This window comes from Rhodoplanes elegans, assembly GCF_016653355.1.
GTDB classification, from domain to species: Bacteria; Pseudomonadota; Alphaproteobacteria; order Rhizobiales; family Xanthobacteraceae; genus Rhodoplanes; species Rhodoplanes elegans.
In genome coordinates this window covers 26337-39791 of the sequence record NZ_NHSK01000227.1, presented here as the reverse complement: position 1 = coordinate 39791, position 13455 = coordinate 26337, and the positions used below count along the sequence as shown (strand labels likewise).

The following is a 13455-nucleotide window of genomic DNA, read 5'->3' as shown; positions in this document are numbered from 1 at the left end:
GCGAATCCCGCGGGCGCGCACGAACGCCTTCAGCTCCCGAGCCGACGCGGTCAGTGCCGCTTCACCACCGAGCCCCTCGACGAGCCGATCCCACTCGGTCGAATCAAGATGGTTCCTTGCCATCTCCGACTTGAATCACATCCCGATTCCGACGGAAATCCCCTTATCTTAGCGCCTATGGGGCTCGTCCTGGCCATCCACGCTCTTCCCCACGACCCGACGACGCGCACCGAGGCGCCTTAAAAACGTGGATGGCCGGGACGAGCCCGGCCATGACGGATTCCGAACCTTTGACCGGCCCTACTAAGGCGCCCTACTTCGGCGCGCGCTTGGCGAGAATCCGCTGCAGGGTGCGGCGGTGCATGTTGAGACGGCGGGCGGTTTCCGAAACGTTGCGGCCGCACAGCTCGTAGACGCGCTGGATGTGCTCCCAGCGCACCCGGTCGGCCGACATCGGGTTCTCGGGGGGCTCCGGCTTCTTGCCCTCGCCGGCGAGCAGCGCGGCGGCGACCTCGTCGGCGTCAGCCGGCTTCGACATGTAGTCGAAGGCGCCGAGCTTCACGGCCGTGACGGCCGTGGCGATGTTGCCGTAGCCGGTGAGCACGATGCCGCGGGCTTCGGGCCGCTTCTTCTTCAGCGCCTGGATGACGTCGAGGCCGTTGCCGTCGCCGAGCCGCATGTCGACCACGGCGAAGGCGGGCGGCTGGCGCTCGACCTGCTGCAGCCCGTCGGCGACCGATTCGGCGGTCGTCACCGTGAAGCCGCGCGATTCCATGGCGCGGGCGAGGCGCTGCAGGAACGACTTGTCGTCCTCGACGATCAGCAGCGTACGCTCCCCCACCGGGGCCGACACGGCCGGCGCGGACGAAGACGCGGCTTCCATCATCGCTTTCGATCCTCGAAGGTTCGCCGGTCGGGCCGGCAGGATTGTCTTCGGCACTCTCGGGTGCCGACGCAGTCTCTACGACGAGGCTGCCCGGTCCGATGCCGGAATGCGCCGGACGTGATGTCGCACCTCTTCACGGCTGTCAGGTAGGCACGAACCACCGGCGTCTCAAGCCCTGCCGGGCGCGGCCTCCGCCTCGTCCGGCTCGGTCTCCTGGTCGGCCGAGCCCCACAGCGTCTCGACCGGATGCTCGAACTCCTCCCGGCTCCAGCGGATGCGGATGATCGCGCCGCGTTGCGGAAACCGCCGGTTCTGCAGGGTCAACCGGCCGCCGGAACGCTCCAGCAGGGTCTTTGCAATGAAGAAGCCGAGGCCGAGCCCGGGCGAGTCCTCGCCCTTGCGGCGGCCGCGACGACTCGTCACGTAGGGCTTGCCGAGCCGGTCCATGATCTCGGGCGGGAAGCCCGGCCCGTCGTCCGAGATCATGATCCACACCGAATCGGCGTTCCACGACACCGCCACCTCGACCCGCTCGCGGGCGAAGTCGGCGGCGTTCTCGACCAGATTGCCGAGCCCGTAGAGGATCGCCGGGTTGCGCACCCCGATCGGCTCCGGCCCGCCCTCCGACGGCATCACCACGTCGATCGCCGCCTCGCCGGTCCGGTGCGGCGCCACCACGTCCTCGACCAGGGCGGAGATCGGCATGCGCACGAACATCTCGCCGGGCGCCGGAAACTCGGAGAGCTTGCCGAGGATCTCGCGGCAACGCTGCGCCTGCTGACGGAGGAGCCGGATGTCCTCCAGCATCGGCGAGGCGGGGTCGAGATCGTTCTCGAGCTCCTTGGCGACCAGCAGGATGGTGGCGAGGGGCGTGCCGAGCTCGTGCGCCGCGGCGGCGGCGAGCCCGTCGAGCTGCGAGAGATGCTGCTCGCGCGCCAGCACCAGCTCGGTCGCCGCCAGCGCCTGGGTGAGCTTTCGCGACTCCTCGGCGATCTGGCCGGCGTAGACGCTGATGTAGCCGATGGCGAGCGCCAGCGCGAGCCAGACGCCGAACACGTAGATCCACGGCAGCTCGAAGCTGCCGTCGCCCGGCCACGGCAGCGGAAAGTAGGCGAACATCAGCACGGTCGCCGAGGCGATCGCCAGGAGGCCGAGCATCAGCGTGAGCCGGGACGGCAGGATGCTGGCGGAGATCAGCACCGGCCCGATGAACAGCAGCGCGAACGGGTTCTGCATGCCGCCGGTGAGGAACAACAGGATCGCCAGCTCGGCGATGTCGACCCCGAGCAGCAGCGCGACCCCGTTGGCTTCGAGCCGCGCGTCGCCGTGGAAGCGCCACAGCAGATAGACGTTGAGCGAGCCGTAGAGCGTCACCACGGCCAGCGCGACCCAGAACAGCGCCTCGCTGACCAGGCTGTCGTGGACGATCAGCACGGCGGCGAGCTGGCCGAACACGGCGATCCAGCGCAGCCGGACCAGCGTGTCGAGGCGGACCGGCCGGGACGGCTCGTCGTCGGGCGTCGAAAGGGCGGGCGTCGTCATGACACCATCGTAGCAGGCCGGCGCGGGGGAGGCAGGTGCGCCGCGTCGTAGCAGGCGAGGCGCCGCAGGAGCACCGCGACGCGCCGAGACCGAACCGACGAGGGCGAAGCAGGCACCGATGCGCCGCTCAGCTTCGCCGGCCCTGCTGCTCCTGGGTCTTCAGCCAGTCCGAGAGCGTCTCGGTCGACTTCCGGGCCTTCTTGCCGACCGACGCGACGGTCGACGCGCCGCTCGACGCCTTGCCGCCGGAGGCGCGGCTCGCCGCGCCGGCCTTCTTGGCGACACTGCGGGCCGGCGCGGCGGGCGCATCGGCGCCGTCGCGCGCCAGCCGCAGCGCGCGCAGCCGCTCGGTCTTCTCGCGTAGCGCCTGGGCCTCGCGCTCGTAGAGCGGCAGCGCCGTCTTGCTGCCGTCCCCGCGATCCTTTGGACGGTCGTTCATTGTAAGCTCCGGATTCCGAATGAGAGGGGCTAGGGGTCCAGCGCCTTGCGCAGCGCCGCGTTGATGCGGTCCTGCCAGCCGGGGCCGGCCTCGCGGAACCGCTCGAGAATATCCTGGTCGATGCGCAGCGTGACCTGCTCGCGCACCGGCGGCAGCCCTTGCGGCCGCACCGGCGCCGCTTCTGCTGGTCCGGGCGGCGGCTTCGCCGTCACCGCCTTGAAGGCCTTCTCGGCCGCGGCCCGCGCATCCTGCCCGCGCCGGGGCTCCTGCCCCCGCAGGGGCGGGCGGCGTGTCCTGTCGCCGGTCATCGGCATCCCTCGTGCGTCTCCTGCTGGTGGTCCGGTGGCGGGGTGACCGGGGGCGATCCGTCGCCCCGAGGCGTCGCGAAAGCCGCGGCACGCCCCCGATGCGACAGGATCGGCGAAGTCGAAAGCTGCGCGTTCGCGACCCGCCGCGTCACGGCATACGGCACGCGGCCGGTACAGCCGAATCATCCTCGCACATCCGGGCCGTCGACTGTAGCGGGTCTCTGCGGATGGACGACGCGACGCGCCCCCACCGGGCGGCGCGGCGGACGGACGGATCGCGCCTCGCTCCGCGGGGCGCGAAAAAACGTACCGAACGGACGCCGCTAGGCCGTGTGGCCGTCGCCCGGCGTGGTCGGGGTCTTCTTGGCGCGCTGCGGCGTCATCGGCGCCGGCGCGAGCGAGGGATGGCCGCGGGTGCCGCCGAGCTCCGCCTGGGCGTAGTCGTCGCCGGTCGGCCGCTCGGCCGCCGGATCGGTGCGGGCCGGAGTCGCCGGACGCGGCACCGCGCCGGCCGTGTCGGGCATCGGCCTGTCGTCGGCGCGAGCCGGATCGTCGGCACGGGTCGAGCCGTCGCGGGGCGTGTCGGGCATGGCGCATCTCCGGGCTTCTCGAACGACAACAAAGCCACGGCGGCGCGGTTCGAAGCGGGGCTCCCGCCGCGCCGCTCTGCGGTCCGCGCCCTTGCGCCGGCCGCGCATCCCCCTACATTCGCCGAGCCCATGACAGCCCCCACCACAGCCCCCACCACCACGGCAGCCCCGATCACGGCCGGCTCCGGTCCGGCCGCAGCCGACACGCCGGCGGCGAGCGGGACGCCCGCCGTCGCGGTCGATCGCCTGGTGAAGATCTACAAGGGCGGCACCGCCGTCGACGGCATCTCGTTCGCACTGCCGCCCGGCTCGGTGACGGGCCTGCTCGGCGGCAACGGCGCCGGCAAGACGACCACGATCGCGATGATCATGGGGCTGGTGATGCCGACCTCCGGCACCGTGCGGGTGCTCGGGGCCGAGATGCCGCGCCAGCGCTATCGCGTGCTCGAGCGCATGAACTTCGAGAGCCCCTATGTCGAGATGCCGCTGCGCCTGACAGTGCGCCAGAACCTCGGCGTGTTCGGCAAGCTCTACGGGGTCGACGACCTCGACGCCGTCATCGCGCGCCTCGCCGAGGACCTCGATCTAGTCGCCCTGCTCGATCGCCCCACCGGCAAGCTCTCGGCCGGGCAGAAGACCCGCGTCGCGCTCGCCAAGGCACTGGTCAACGCGCCCGAGCTCCTGCTGCTCGACGAGCCGACCGCCTCGCTCGACCCCGACACGGCCGACTGGATCCGCGGGCACCTCGAGCAGTACCGCGAGCGCCGCGGCGCCACCATCCTGCTCGCCTCGCACAACATGGGCGAGGTCGAGCGGCTGTGCGACCGGGTCATCATCATGAAGCGCGGCCGCATCGAGGACGACGGCACGCCGGCCGACCTGCTCGCCCGCTACGGGCGCAGCAATCTCGAGGAGGTCTTTCTCGACGTGGCGCGCGGGCGCGGCGAGCCGCAGGAGGGCGACGCGGCCCGGGAGGCGGCGCAATGAGCGGCGCGACGCGCAGCGGCGGCGGCGAGTGGGAGATCTCGGGCCGGCGCATCGCCGCGCTGGTCGAACGCTACTGGTACCTGCTGCGCTCGTCCTGGCCGCGGCTCCTCGACCTCGTCTACTGGCCGGCCGTGCAGATGCTGATGTGGGGCTTCCTGCAGACCTACGTGTCGCAGAGCGACGGCTTCTTCGCCCGCGCCGGCGGCACCTTCATCGGCGCCGTTCTGCTGTGGGACATCCTGTTCCGCGGCCAGCTCGGCTTCTCGGTGTCGTTCCTCGAGGAGATGTGGTCGCGCAATCTCGCCAACCTGATGATGAGCCCGCTGCGGCCGATCGAGTTCGTGATCGCCCTGATGATCATGAGCATCGTGCGCCTCTCGATCGGGCTCGTGCCGGTGACGTTCCTCGCCATCGCGTTCTTCGGCTTCAACCTGTGGGGGCTCGGGCTCGCGCTCGCGGCGTTCTTCGTCAACCTGATGCTGACGAGCTGGGCGGTCGGGATCTTCGTCTCCGGTATCCTGCTGCGCAACGGGCTCGGCGCCGAGAACCTCGCCTGGACCATCATGTTCCTGATGCTGCCGCTCGCCTGCGTCTACTATCCGGTGGCGGTGCTGCCCGGGTGGCTGCAGACGATCGCCTGGATGCTGCCGCCGACCTACGTGTTCGAGGGGATGCGGGCCCTGATGATCGACCACGTCTTCCGGGCCGACCTGATGCTGTGGGCGCTCGGCCTCAACGTGGTGCTGTTCGCCGCCGGGACGGCCGGCTTCCTGGCGCTGCTGAAGAGCGCGCGCCGCCAGGGCTCGCTCCTGCAGACCGGCGAATAGCCATTCACTCTTTGCGTGCAGGACGTCGACACATCGCGCACAATGATGCGTGATAAAAACGTGCGCGAAATTTTTTGTCTTTTTCGGCCCCGAAACTGGAATTTGACGTTGCGCAATGCTGCGGCGCACGGCAGCATTGATCAAACATAAATTCCTGCATCCAAGCGCGCACGCCGGTCTTCCGGCGCGCGAAAGGGAGCTGCACCATGACCATCCGGGACGTCGACCATACTCCGCCGCCGCCGCCGTCGATGGAAGGCTTCGGCATGGGCCTGTCATCGCCGCTGTACTGGTTCTACGAGATGACGCATGTGGCGCTGAACCCGTCGCGGGCGCTGGCGCACGCCACCCATGCGTTCTTCAAGAGCCCGAGCAATCCGGTGTCGTCGACGACGATCGGCAAGTCGATCTCGGCCGCCTGCGAGATGTTCGAGCGCGCCACGCGGCGCTACGCCCAGCCCGAATGGGACATCGAGCACACCGTGGTCGAGGGTCGGCTCGCGCCGGTGTCGGTCGAGGCGGTGTGGGAGCGGCCGTTCTGCCGGATGCTGCATTTCGACCGGCAGGTGGCGATCACCCACAAGCCTGACCCGCGCGTCCTCGTCATCGCGCCGATGTCGGGCCACTACGCCACGCTGCTGCGCGGCACCGTCGAGGCGCTGCTGCCCGACCACGACGTCTACATCACCGACTGGATCGACGCCCGCATGGTGCCGATGAGCGAGGGGCGCTTCGATCTCGACGACTACATCGACTACATCATCGGCATGCTGCGCCTGCTCGGCAGCGACACGCATGTGCTGGCCGTCTGCCAGCCCGGCGTGCCGGCGCTGTGCGCCATCTCGGTCATGGAGGCGAACGAGGAGGCGCATGTCCCCGAGTCGCTCATGCTGATGGGCAGCCCGATCGACACCCGCATCAGCCCGACCCAGGTCAACCAGGTGGCCGAGAAGCGCGGGATCGACTGGTTCCGCCGCAACGTCATCACCAAGGTGCCGTTCCCGAACCCGGGCTTCATGCGCGACGTCTATCCGGGCTTCCTGCAGCTCAACGGCTTCATGTCGATGAATCTCGACCGCCACCTCGAGGCGCACTCGAAGCTGTTCCAGCATCTCGTCGAGGGCGACGGCGACTCGGCGGCGGCGCATCGCAAGTTCTACGACGAGTACCTGGCCGTGATGGACCTCACCGCCGAGTTCTATCTGCAGACCGTCGATTCGGTGTTCATCCGCCAGCTGCTGCCGAAGGGCGAGTTCGTCCATCGCGGCATCCGGGTCGACCCGAGCAAGGTCAAGCGCGTCGCGCTGATGACCATGGAGGGCGAGCAGGACGACATCACCGGGCTCGGCCAGACTCAGGCGGCCCACACGCTGTGCTCCAACATCCCGGAGGCGAAGCGGCTCCACTACGTGCAGCCCGGCGTCGGCCACTACGGCGTGTTCAACGGCTCGCGCTTCCGCAACGAGATCCTGCCCCGGATGGCGGCCTTCATCCGGGCGAACGACTGATCCGGCCGCGCCGCGCCTTTTCGGCGCGGCGCCGCAGGCGGCTCAAGTCCTTGAAACACGAGCCTGAATCTCGGGCGGGACAATCGTTCCTGGGGGCCGCCTAGACACGGGCGGCCGGGATTTGCAACGGGCTCCGACCGATTTCGAGGGGCCGCCGCAACATCTTCTTTCCACAGCACAAATTCGAGCGGTATCGAGTCCGGGCCAGCCGTGAAGCGCGGACTATCGATTCACTCCTTTTCACCCCACATCTGGCCCGCGGGGCGCCGGATCTCACAAGATTTGGCCCCTCGAAAACGACCTTTGCGAGGGGGCTTCAAGGCGGCCCGAATATGGCACACTGCGGCGCGGGGACGGGGTGGATTCGACGACAATGACCCTGCGCGCCATGCTGTATCGACGCCCGAGCGAGCCGCACGCCATCGAGGTGGTGTTCGAGCGCTCGATCTATCTGGTGCGGCTGCGGCGGCACCGGCAGGCGCGACGCTATACGCTCCGCATCCAGGCGGCGACCCGCGAGGTCGTGCTCACCATGCCGCCGCACGGCTCCATCCGGGAGGCGCGCGACTTCGCCGAGCGGCACGGCGGCTGGATCGCCGCCCGCATGGGCCGGCTGCCGAAGCCCGCGCCCTTCGCGACCGGCACGGTGCTGCCGCTGCGCGGCACGCCGCACCGCATCGTCCATCGCCGCGGCGCCCGCGGCACCGTGTGGACCGAGACCGACGAGGCCGGCGACAAGCTTCTGTGCGTCGCCGGCGAGGCCGAGCACCTGGAGCGCCGCGTCACCGACTTCCTGCGCCGCGAGGCGAAGCGCGACGTCGAGGTGGCGGCCCGCGCCTATGCCGAGCGGCTCGGTCTGAAGATCAAGCGAATCACCATTCGGGACCAGACCAGCCGCTGGGGTTCGTGCTCGACCACCGGGGCGCTGTCGTTCTCGTGGCGCCTCGTGCTGGCGCCGCGTTACGTGCTGGACTACCTCGCCGCCCACGAGGTGGCACATCTCGTCGAGATGAACCACTCGCCGCGCTTCTGGCGGCTGCTCGACCGGCTGTGCCCCGACATGCGCCGCGCCAAGGTGTGGCTCGAGGTGCACGGCGGCGACCTCCACCGCTACGGCGCCGGCCCGGACGAGCCGATCGCGCGGCGCCGCCCGCCGACGGCGTGAGCCGCCGAGCGCACGACTTCGCCGTGGTCGTCGTCGCACAGGCGAGGGCTTTGCAGAATTGCTCGGTCGTTCCGGGGCGGCGCGCAAGCGCCGAGCCCGGAACCCATAACCCCTGTATTCCGTGAGCCACCGGCGCCGGGCGTGGATCCCGGGCTCGCGGACCTGCGGTTCGCGCCCCGGGATGACGAATGCCCCGCCTTCGCGGGGACGAGCGGGTGGGCGGCCGCGGAGGCTGCGGCCCACCTCGACAGCGCGCGGTCGCACGCGCTACATGCCGGGCCGGCATGGTGACCGGCCCGCTGCGGACGCGACGCACGTCCCACACCGCCAGCTCCCGGACCACGACAGAAATGCTTCGCCCGAACACCTTCGCGCTGACGGCCCTGCTGGCGCTGATGACCGCGCTCGGCCCGCTGGCCATGGACCTCTACCTGCCGTCCTTCCCGGAGATCGGGCGCACGCTCGCCGCGTCGCCGTCGCAGGTGCAGCTCACGATCTCGTTCTACATGCTGGGCTTCGCGGTCGGACAATTGTTCTTCGGGCCGATCTCGGACCGCTTCGGCCGCAAGCCGGTGCTGTCCTTCTCGCTGGTGGTGTTCTGTCTCGGCACGCTCGCCTGCGCCGTGGCGCCGTCGATCACGGCGCTGATCGCCGCCCGCGTGCTGCAGGGCGCGGGTGCGGCCGGCGTCATCGTGCTCGCCCGCACCGTGGTGCGCGACCTCTACGACGGCGCCCGCGCGGCGCGCGAGATGGCGCTGATGGGCGCCATCATGGGGATCGCGCCGATCCTCGCGCCGGTGGTCGGCGGCGTGCTGGAGGAGTGGCTCGGCTGGCGCGCGGGCTTCGTGCTGATCTTGGTCGCCGGCCTCGCCGCCATGGTGGTGGTGCGCCGGCTGCTGCCCGAGACCGTGCCCCCGGCGCGCGACGACGCCAAGCTCCTGCAGGGCTCGCTCGAATCCTTCGGCATCGTGATGCGCAACAAGGCGTTTCTCGCCTATCTCGGGATCGTCACGGCGAGCTTCTCGGGCCTGTTCGCCTACATCTCCGGCTCGCCCTTCGTGATGCAGAGCGTCTACGGGCTGTCGCCGACCGGCTTCGGCCTGTTCTACGGCGTCACCTCGCTCGGCTTCATCTCGGGCGCGCTGACCGCCGCCCATGTGGTGATGCGGATCGGCTTCGACCGCACGATCGGGATCGGCGCCGTCGGCGTGCTGGTCGGCGGGATCGGCACGCTCGCCGCGGTCGGCTTCGCGCCGACCTCGATGGAAGCCCTCGCCGCGGCGCTCGCCGTGTTCCTGTTCGGCTTCGGCCTCGCCATGCCGCAGGCCCAGGCCGGCACGCTGCAGCCGTTCCCGGACCGCGCCGGCGCCGCCTCCTCGCTGGTCGGCTGTGTGCAGCAGACGGTCGGCGCCGCGGTCGGCGCCGTCGTCGGCCTCGCGCTGAACACGACCGCCTGGCCGATGGTGATCGCCATCGCGCTGACCGGCGTGATCACGTTCGCGATCTGGATCACGACGCGGCAAGTGCGCGCCAGCGCGCACAGGCGTTAAAGAGCTGCGCGCCAGCGTAGACGTGGAGTCTCGGGCGCCGAGCCCGACCCACACTCCGCTCATGCCCGCGAAGGCGGGCATCCAGAGCCACACGTCGCGCGGCCCCTGGGTCCCCGCCTTCGCGGGGACGAACGGTCCATCAGTCACCGCCCGCTCAGGCGATCCAAAAACCAGCCGTCGAGACCGTTAGCGGCCGCCGGGCGCACGCCACCGGCCACCGAACCGCCCGAGGTCGGGGCCGGGCGCGGCGGCGGGGCGGCGTTGGCGGTGGCGCCCCAGCCGGGCGCCGTGGCGGCGGCCGGAGCAGGCGCCGAAGGGGCCGACGACTGCGGACCCGGCGCCGAACCCGGCGCCACGCCGCCGCCGTAGCCGTAGCCCGGGCTCGTCGGAGCCGGCGCCGAAGGCGGCAGCGTCGCCGTGGTGCCGGAGAGGCCGACCAGATCGGCGACCGGCACGCCGTCGTGGGCGCTGCGCATGAACTTCGACCACGCCTCCACGGGCGGGCCGCCGCCCGTCATCTTCTTGGTCGGCGAGTTGTCGTCGTTGCCGAACCACACGGCCGTGACGAGATGCCCGGTGAAGCCGACGAACCAGGCGTCGCGGAAATCCTGGCTGGTGCCGGTCTTGCCGGCGACCGGCCAGCCCGGCACGGCGTTGCCGGCGCCGCGCGCGGTGCCGACCCGCACGGTCTCGCGCATCATCTGATTCATCATCGCCACGGAGGCGGGCTCGATCACCCGGCCCAGCATCGACGAGGGGCGCGCGTAGAGAACCTTGCCCTTCGGCCCGCGGATCTTCTGCACGACGTGCGGCACCGTGGCGACGCCGCCGTTGGCGAAGGGCGTGTAGGCGTTGGTGAGCTCCAGCACCGACACCTCCGAGGTGCCGAGCGCCAGCGACGCGTTGGGCTCGAGCTTGGAGGAGATGCCGAGCCGATACGCGGTCTTCGCCACCGCGGTCGGACCGAACTCCATGGTGAGCCGCACCGACACGGTGTTGAGCGACTGCGCCAGCGCGTTGGTCAGCGTGACGGGGCCGTGATACTCGCGGCCGTAGTTCTCCGGCTTCCAGCCCTTGATGGCGATCGGCTTGTCGTCGCGGAGCGTGTCGGGCCGCAGGCCGCGCTCGATCGCGGTGAGATAGACGAACGGCTTGAACGCCGAGCCGGGCTGGCGCTTCGCCGCGACGGCGCGGTTGAACTGGCTCTCCTGATAATTTCGTCCGCCGACCAGCGCCCGCACGCCGCCCTCCGGCGTCATCGCGACCATGGCGGCCTGGGCGACGCCGAACTTCTCGCCGCGCTGGATCAGCGTGTCGATCACGGCCCGCTCGGCGAGGATCTGCAGCGCCGGGTCGATGGTGGTCTCGACGACGAGATCCTCCTCGACGCGGCCGACGATGTCGTTGACCACGTCCATCACCCAGTCGGCGACGTAGCCGGCCGAGCCGCCGCCCGGCTTCACGACGCGGGGCGGGTCGGCCATCGCGGCCTTGAGGGTCGCGTCCGGCGCCATGCCCTCGTCCGCCATCGCGGCGAGCACCAGCTGGGCGCGGCGCTCGGCCCCGTCGTAGTTGCGGGTCGGCGCAAGCTTCGAGGGCGACTTGACGAGACCGGCGAGCAGCGCCGCCTCGCCGACCGTCACCTCGCGGGCCGACTTGCCGAAGTAGCGCTGCGCCGCGCCTTCGACGCCGTAGGCGCCGGAGCCGAAATAGACGCGGTTCAGATAGAGCTCGAGGATCTCGCGCTTGGAGAACTTCTGCTCCAGCCACAGCGCCAGCATCAGCTCCTCCAGCTTGCGCATCAGCGTGCGCTCCGGCCGCAGGAAGAGATTCTTGGCGAGCTGCTGCGTGATCGACGAGCCGCCCTGCGAGATGCCGCGATGCGCGATGTTCGCCCACACGGCGCGGCCGAGCCCGATCAGGTCGATGCCGAAATGCGAATAGAAGCGCCGGTCCTCGATGGCGATGAAGGCGTTGGGCAGATGCGCCGGCATCTCGCGCAGCGGGATCGCCGAGCCGCCCATGTCGCCGCGGCTCGCCATCAGGGTGCCGTCCATGCCGACGACCTGGACGTTGGGCGGGCGCTTGGGCACCTCGAGCGCGTGGATGGGCGGCAGATGCATGGCGACGTAGACGAACAGGCCGCCCGCCGCGATCACGACCCACAGGCCGGCGACCGCCATCCAATAGACCCCGCGCCCGAACACCGAGCCCTTCGGGCCGCGGCCCTTGCCGCCCTTGCCTTTGCCGCCGCCCTTGCCGCCCTTGCCCGCCGCGGCCTTGGCGCCGCCCGCCTTGCCGCCGGCCGGCTTTGCGCCGCCCTTCGACTCGCCGGCGCTGCTGGCGCCTTTGCCGGCGCCCCCGCCCTTCCCGGTCGCCTGCGCCATGGCGGGCTCCTCGTCGATGTCGAAGGCGTCGATCTCGTCATCCCGCCGCCGCTTGCCGGAGCGCGGCACCCCGACCTGAGCGTCCTCGTCGACGACGATCACGGGCGCCTTGGATTTCCTGGGCTCGCCCTTCTGCGGCGGCTTCACCTCGGGGGCGCGCGCGGCCGCGCTCTTAGATGCCGCCCCGGCTCCGGCGTCTCGCGTGCTCTTCGGCGGCGCCATGACACTCCCCGGCCGGACCGCCTTTCGGCACCCGGATTTCACCGGCAAGCGCCGGCAGCCGACGCCCCCACGACGCCGGCATGTCCCCGCGTGAGCGTAGCGAAAGCGCGCTTAAGTGCGGGTTAAGGCAAGAGGCCCGGGGTCGACGCGGCGCACACCCGCACGCCGAGCCGGTCCTAAGATTCATGGATAACGAGGAATTACCTCGAACTTTAGCGATCGGCCGTTGTCGCGGCGGGGCGGCTGACTGACACTCGTACCGGACGTGAGAGCGCGGCGCGCAACCGCCGTGTCCGGCCGAACCGGCCATCACGACGACCGGCGTCAGAAGACCGGCAAGCCACACCGTCGACCGCGGCGCCACCGACCGATGCAGCGTCGGAAACGGCACCGTCGAGACACGGCACCATCGACAGCGAGAGGAACCGAGATGAAGCGTATCGCGTACACGATGCTCCTCGCCGGGGCGGCGACCCTGGCGTTTTCGCCCGCGGCCTCGGCGCAGCGGTGGCACGGCCCCGGCCTGTATCGGGGCGGCGGCTACGGCGTCGCCGGCCGCACCTGGGCGCGGCCCCCGATGGCGCGCGGCTACGGCGTCTATCGGGCCGGCTGGCGCAGCACCGGCGTCCGCTCCTATGGCTGGCGGGCGGCGGCGTGGCGCGGCTACGGCCCGCGCGCCTATGGCTGGCGCGGCTATGGCTATCGCCCGTGGGCGCCGGCCGCGATCGGCGCCGGCGTCGCCGCGGCCGCCGTCTATGGCGCGACCGCCGCCTATGCGCCCGGCTATGGCTACGGGTACGGGTACGGGTACGGGGCGCCCGTGGTCGCGTCCGGCTGGGGCACCGGCTGCGGCGCGACCTTCGGCACCGGCTGCGGCTGGTCGGGCGTCCGCTACGCGCCGGTCACCTACGCGGTGCCGGCCGGCTATGGCTGCGGCGGCTGCGGCTACGCCGTCGTCTATCGCCCCGGCTGCTGCTGAGCGCCGGGCCGAGATCGTGATTCCCGGATGGCGCACGCGCCATCCGGGCTACGAGCGAGCCCGCA

General features: G+C 70.9%; 12 protein-coding genes. 6 read left to right on the top strand and 6 right to left on the bottom strand.

Annotated elements, in window-relative coordinates; all coding sequences use genetic code 11:
- Positions 1 to 313: 313 nt before the first annotated feature.
- The 5 genes from CCR97_RS25845 to CCR97_RS25825 all read right to left on the bottom strand — a co-directional run bounded on the left by CCR97_RS25845 (position 314) and on the right by CCR97_RS25825 (position 3765).
- A complete protein-coding gene (locus tag CCR97_RS25845) occupies positions 314 to 886 on the bottom strand; it encodes an ActR/PrrA/RegA family redox response regulator transcription factor (protein WP_274611557.1) in 573 nt (190 codons plus the stop codon).
- Between the two features lie 168 nt (positions 887 to 1054).
- Positions 1055 to 2428, bottom strand: coding sequence for an ActS/PrrB/RegB family redox-sensitive histidine kinase (locus CCR97_RS25840; protein WP_111360382.1), 1374 nt, complete (start codon positions 2426 to 2428; stop codon positions 1055 to 1057).
- Between the two features lie 127 nt (positions 2429 to 2555).
- A complete protein-coding gene (locus tag CCR97_RS25835; RefSeq protein WP_201160007.1) occupies positions 2556 to 2867 on the bottom strand; it encodes a hypothetical protein in 312 nt (103 codons plus the stop codon).
- Between the two features lie 29 nt (positions 2868 to 2896).
- Positions 2897 to 3175, bottom strand: coding sequence for a BrnA antitoxin family protein (locus CCR97_RS25830; protein WP_111359783.1), 279 nt, complete (start codon positions 3173 to 3175; stop codon positions 2897 to 2899).
- A 323-nt stretch (positions 3176 to 3498) separates the two neighbouring features.
- A complete protein-coding gene (locus CCR97_RS25825; RefSeq protein ID WP_111359780.1) occupies positions 3499 to 3765 on the bottom strand; it encodes a hypothetical protein in 267 nt (88 codons plus the stop codon).
- A gap of 129 nt (positions 3766 to 3894) precedes the next feature.
- Here CCR97_RS25825 and CCR97_RS25820 point away from each other — a divergent pair, with 129 nt between their 5' ends.
- The 5 genes from CCR97_RS25820 to CCR97_RS25800 all read left to right on the top strand — a co-directional run bounded on the left by CCR97_RS25820 (position 3895) and on the right by CCR97_RS25800 (position 9802).
- Complete coding sequence (locus CCR97_RS25820; protein WP_111359779.1) at positions 3895 to 4752, top strand: ABC transporter ATP-binding protein; 858 nt, start codon at positions 3895 to 3897, stop codon at positions 4750 to 4752.
- Complete coding sequence (locus tag CCR97_RS25815; RefSeq protein ID WP_111359778.1) at positions 4749 to 5579, top strand: ABC transporter permease; 831 nt, start codon at positions 4749 to 4751, stop codon at positions 5577 to 5579. The genes CCR97_RS25820 and CCR97_RS25815 overlap by 4 nt, the downstream gene beginning before the upstream one ends.
- A gap of 206 nt (positions 5580 to 5785) precedes the next feature.
- Complete coding sequence (locus CCR97_RS25810; RefSeq protein ID WP_170146039.1) at positions 5786 to 7087, top strand: polyhydroxyalkanoate depolymerase; 1302 nt, start codon at positions 5786 to 5788, stop codon at positions 7085 to 7087.
- Positions 7088 to 7460: 373 nt separating this feature from the next.
- Positions 7461 to 8252 carry a M48 family metallopeptidase gene (locus tag CCR97_RS25805; RefSeq protein ID WP_111356587.1) on the top strand — a complete coding sequence of 264 codons (792 nt, stop codon included), beginning with the start codon at positions 7461 to 7463 and terminating at the stop codon, positions 8250 to 8252.
- A 188-nt stretch (positions 8253 to 8440) separates the two neighbouring features.
- Complete coding sequence (locus CCR97_RS25800; RefSeq protein WP_338049138.1) at positions 8441 to 9802, top strand: multidrug effflux MFS transporter; 1362 nt, start codon at positions 8441 to 8443, stop codon at positions 9800 to 9802.
- 143 nt (positions 9803 to 9945) lie between these two features.
- Here CCR97_RS25800 and CCR97_RS25795 read toward each other — a convergent pair whose 3' ends face one another.
- The gene (locus CCR97_RS25795) at positions 9946 to 12411 is read right to left on the bottom strand and encodes a transglycosylase domain-containing protein (RefSeq protein ID WP_111356589.1); all 2466 of its coding nucleotides are present in this window, start codon (positions 12409 to 12411) and stop codon (positions 9946 to 9948) included.
- A gap of 430 nt (positions 12412 to 12841) precedes the next feature.
- Between CCR97_RS25795 and CCR97_RS25790 the strand changes: the two genes are divergently transcribed.
- On the top strand, positions 12842 to 13390 hold the full coding sequence (locus CCR97_RS25790) for a hypothetical protein (RefSeq protein WP_111356590.1): 549 nt from the start codon (positions 12842 to 12844) through the stop codon (positions 13388 to 13390).
- Positions 13391 to 13455: the final 65 nt, after the last annotated feature.

Coding starts and splice junctions, on each gene's coding strand:
- CCR97_RS25815 (WP_111359778.1), top strand. CDS start 4,749: ATGAGCGGCGCGACGCGCAGCGGCGGCGGCGAGTGGGAGATCTCGGGC.
- CCR97_RS25830 (WP_111359783.1), bottom strand. CDS start 3,175: ATGACCGGCGACAGGACACGCCGCCCGCCCCTGCGGGGGCAGGAGCCC.
- CCR97_RS25825 (WP_111359780.1), bottom strand. CDS start 3,765: ATGCCCGACACGCCCCGCGACGGCTCGACCCGTGCCGACGATCCGGCT.
- CCR97_RS25840 (WP_111360382.1), bottom strand. CDS start 2,428: ATGACGACGCCCGCCCTTTCGACGCCCGACGACGAGCCGTCCCGGCCG.
- CCR97_RS25810 (WP_170146039.1), top strand. CDS start 5,786: ATGACCATCCGGGACGTCGACCATACTCCGCCGCCGCCGCCGTCGATG.
- CCR97_RS25790 (WP_111356590.1), top strand. CDS start 12,842: ATGAAGCGTATCGCGTACACGATGCTCCTCGCCGGGGCGGCGACCCTG.
- CCR97_RS25805 (WP_111356587.1), top strand. CDS start 7,461: ATGACCCTGCGCGCCATGCTGTATCGACGCCCGAGCGAGCCGCACGCC.
- CCR97_RS25845 (WP_274611557.1), bottom strand. CDS start 886: ATGATGGAAGCCGCGTCTTCGTCCGCGCCGGCCGTGTCGGCCCCGGTG.
- CCR97_RS25835 (WP_201160007.1), bottom strand. CDS start 2,867: ATGAACGACCGTCCAAAGGATCGCGGGGACGGCAGCAAGACGGCGCTG.
- CCR97_RS25800 (WP_338049138.1), top strand. CDS start 8,441: ATGCCCCGCCTTCGCGGGGACGAGCGGGTGGGCGGCCGCGGAGGCTGC.
- CCR97_RS25820 (WP_111359779.1), top strand. CDS start 3,895: ATGACAGCCCCCACCACAGCCCCCACCACCACGGCAGCCCCGATCACG.
- CCR97_RS25795 (WP_111356589.1), bottom strand. CDS start 12,411: ATGGCGCCGCCGAAGAGCACGCGAGACGCCGGAGCCGGGGCGGCATCT.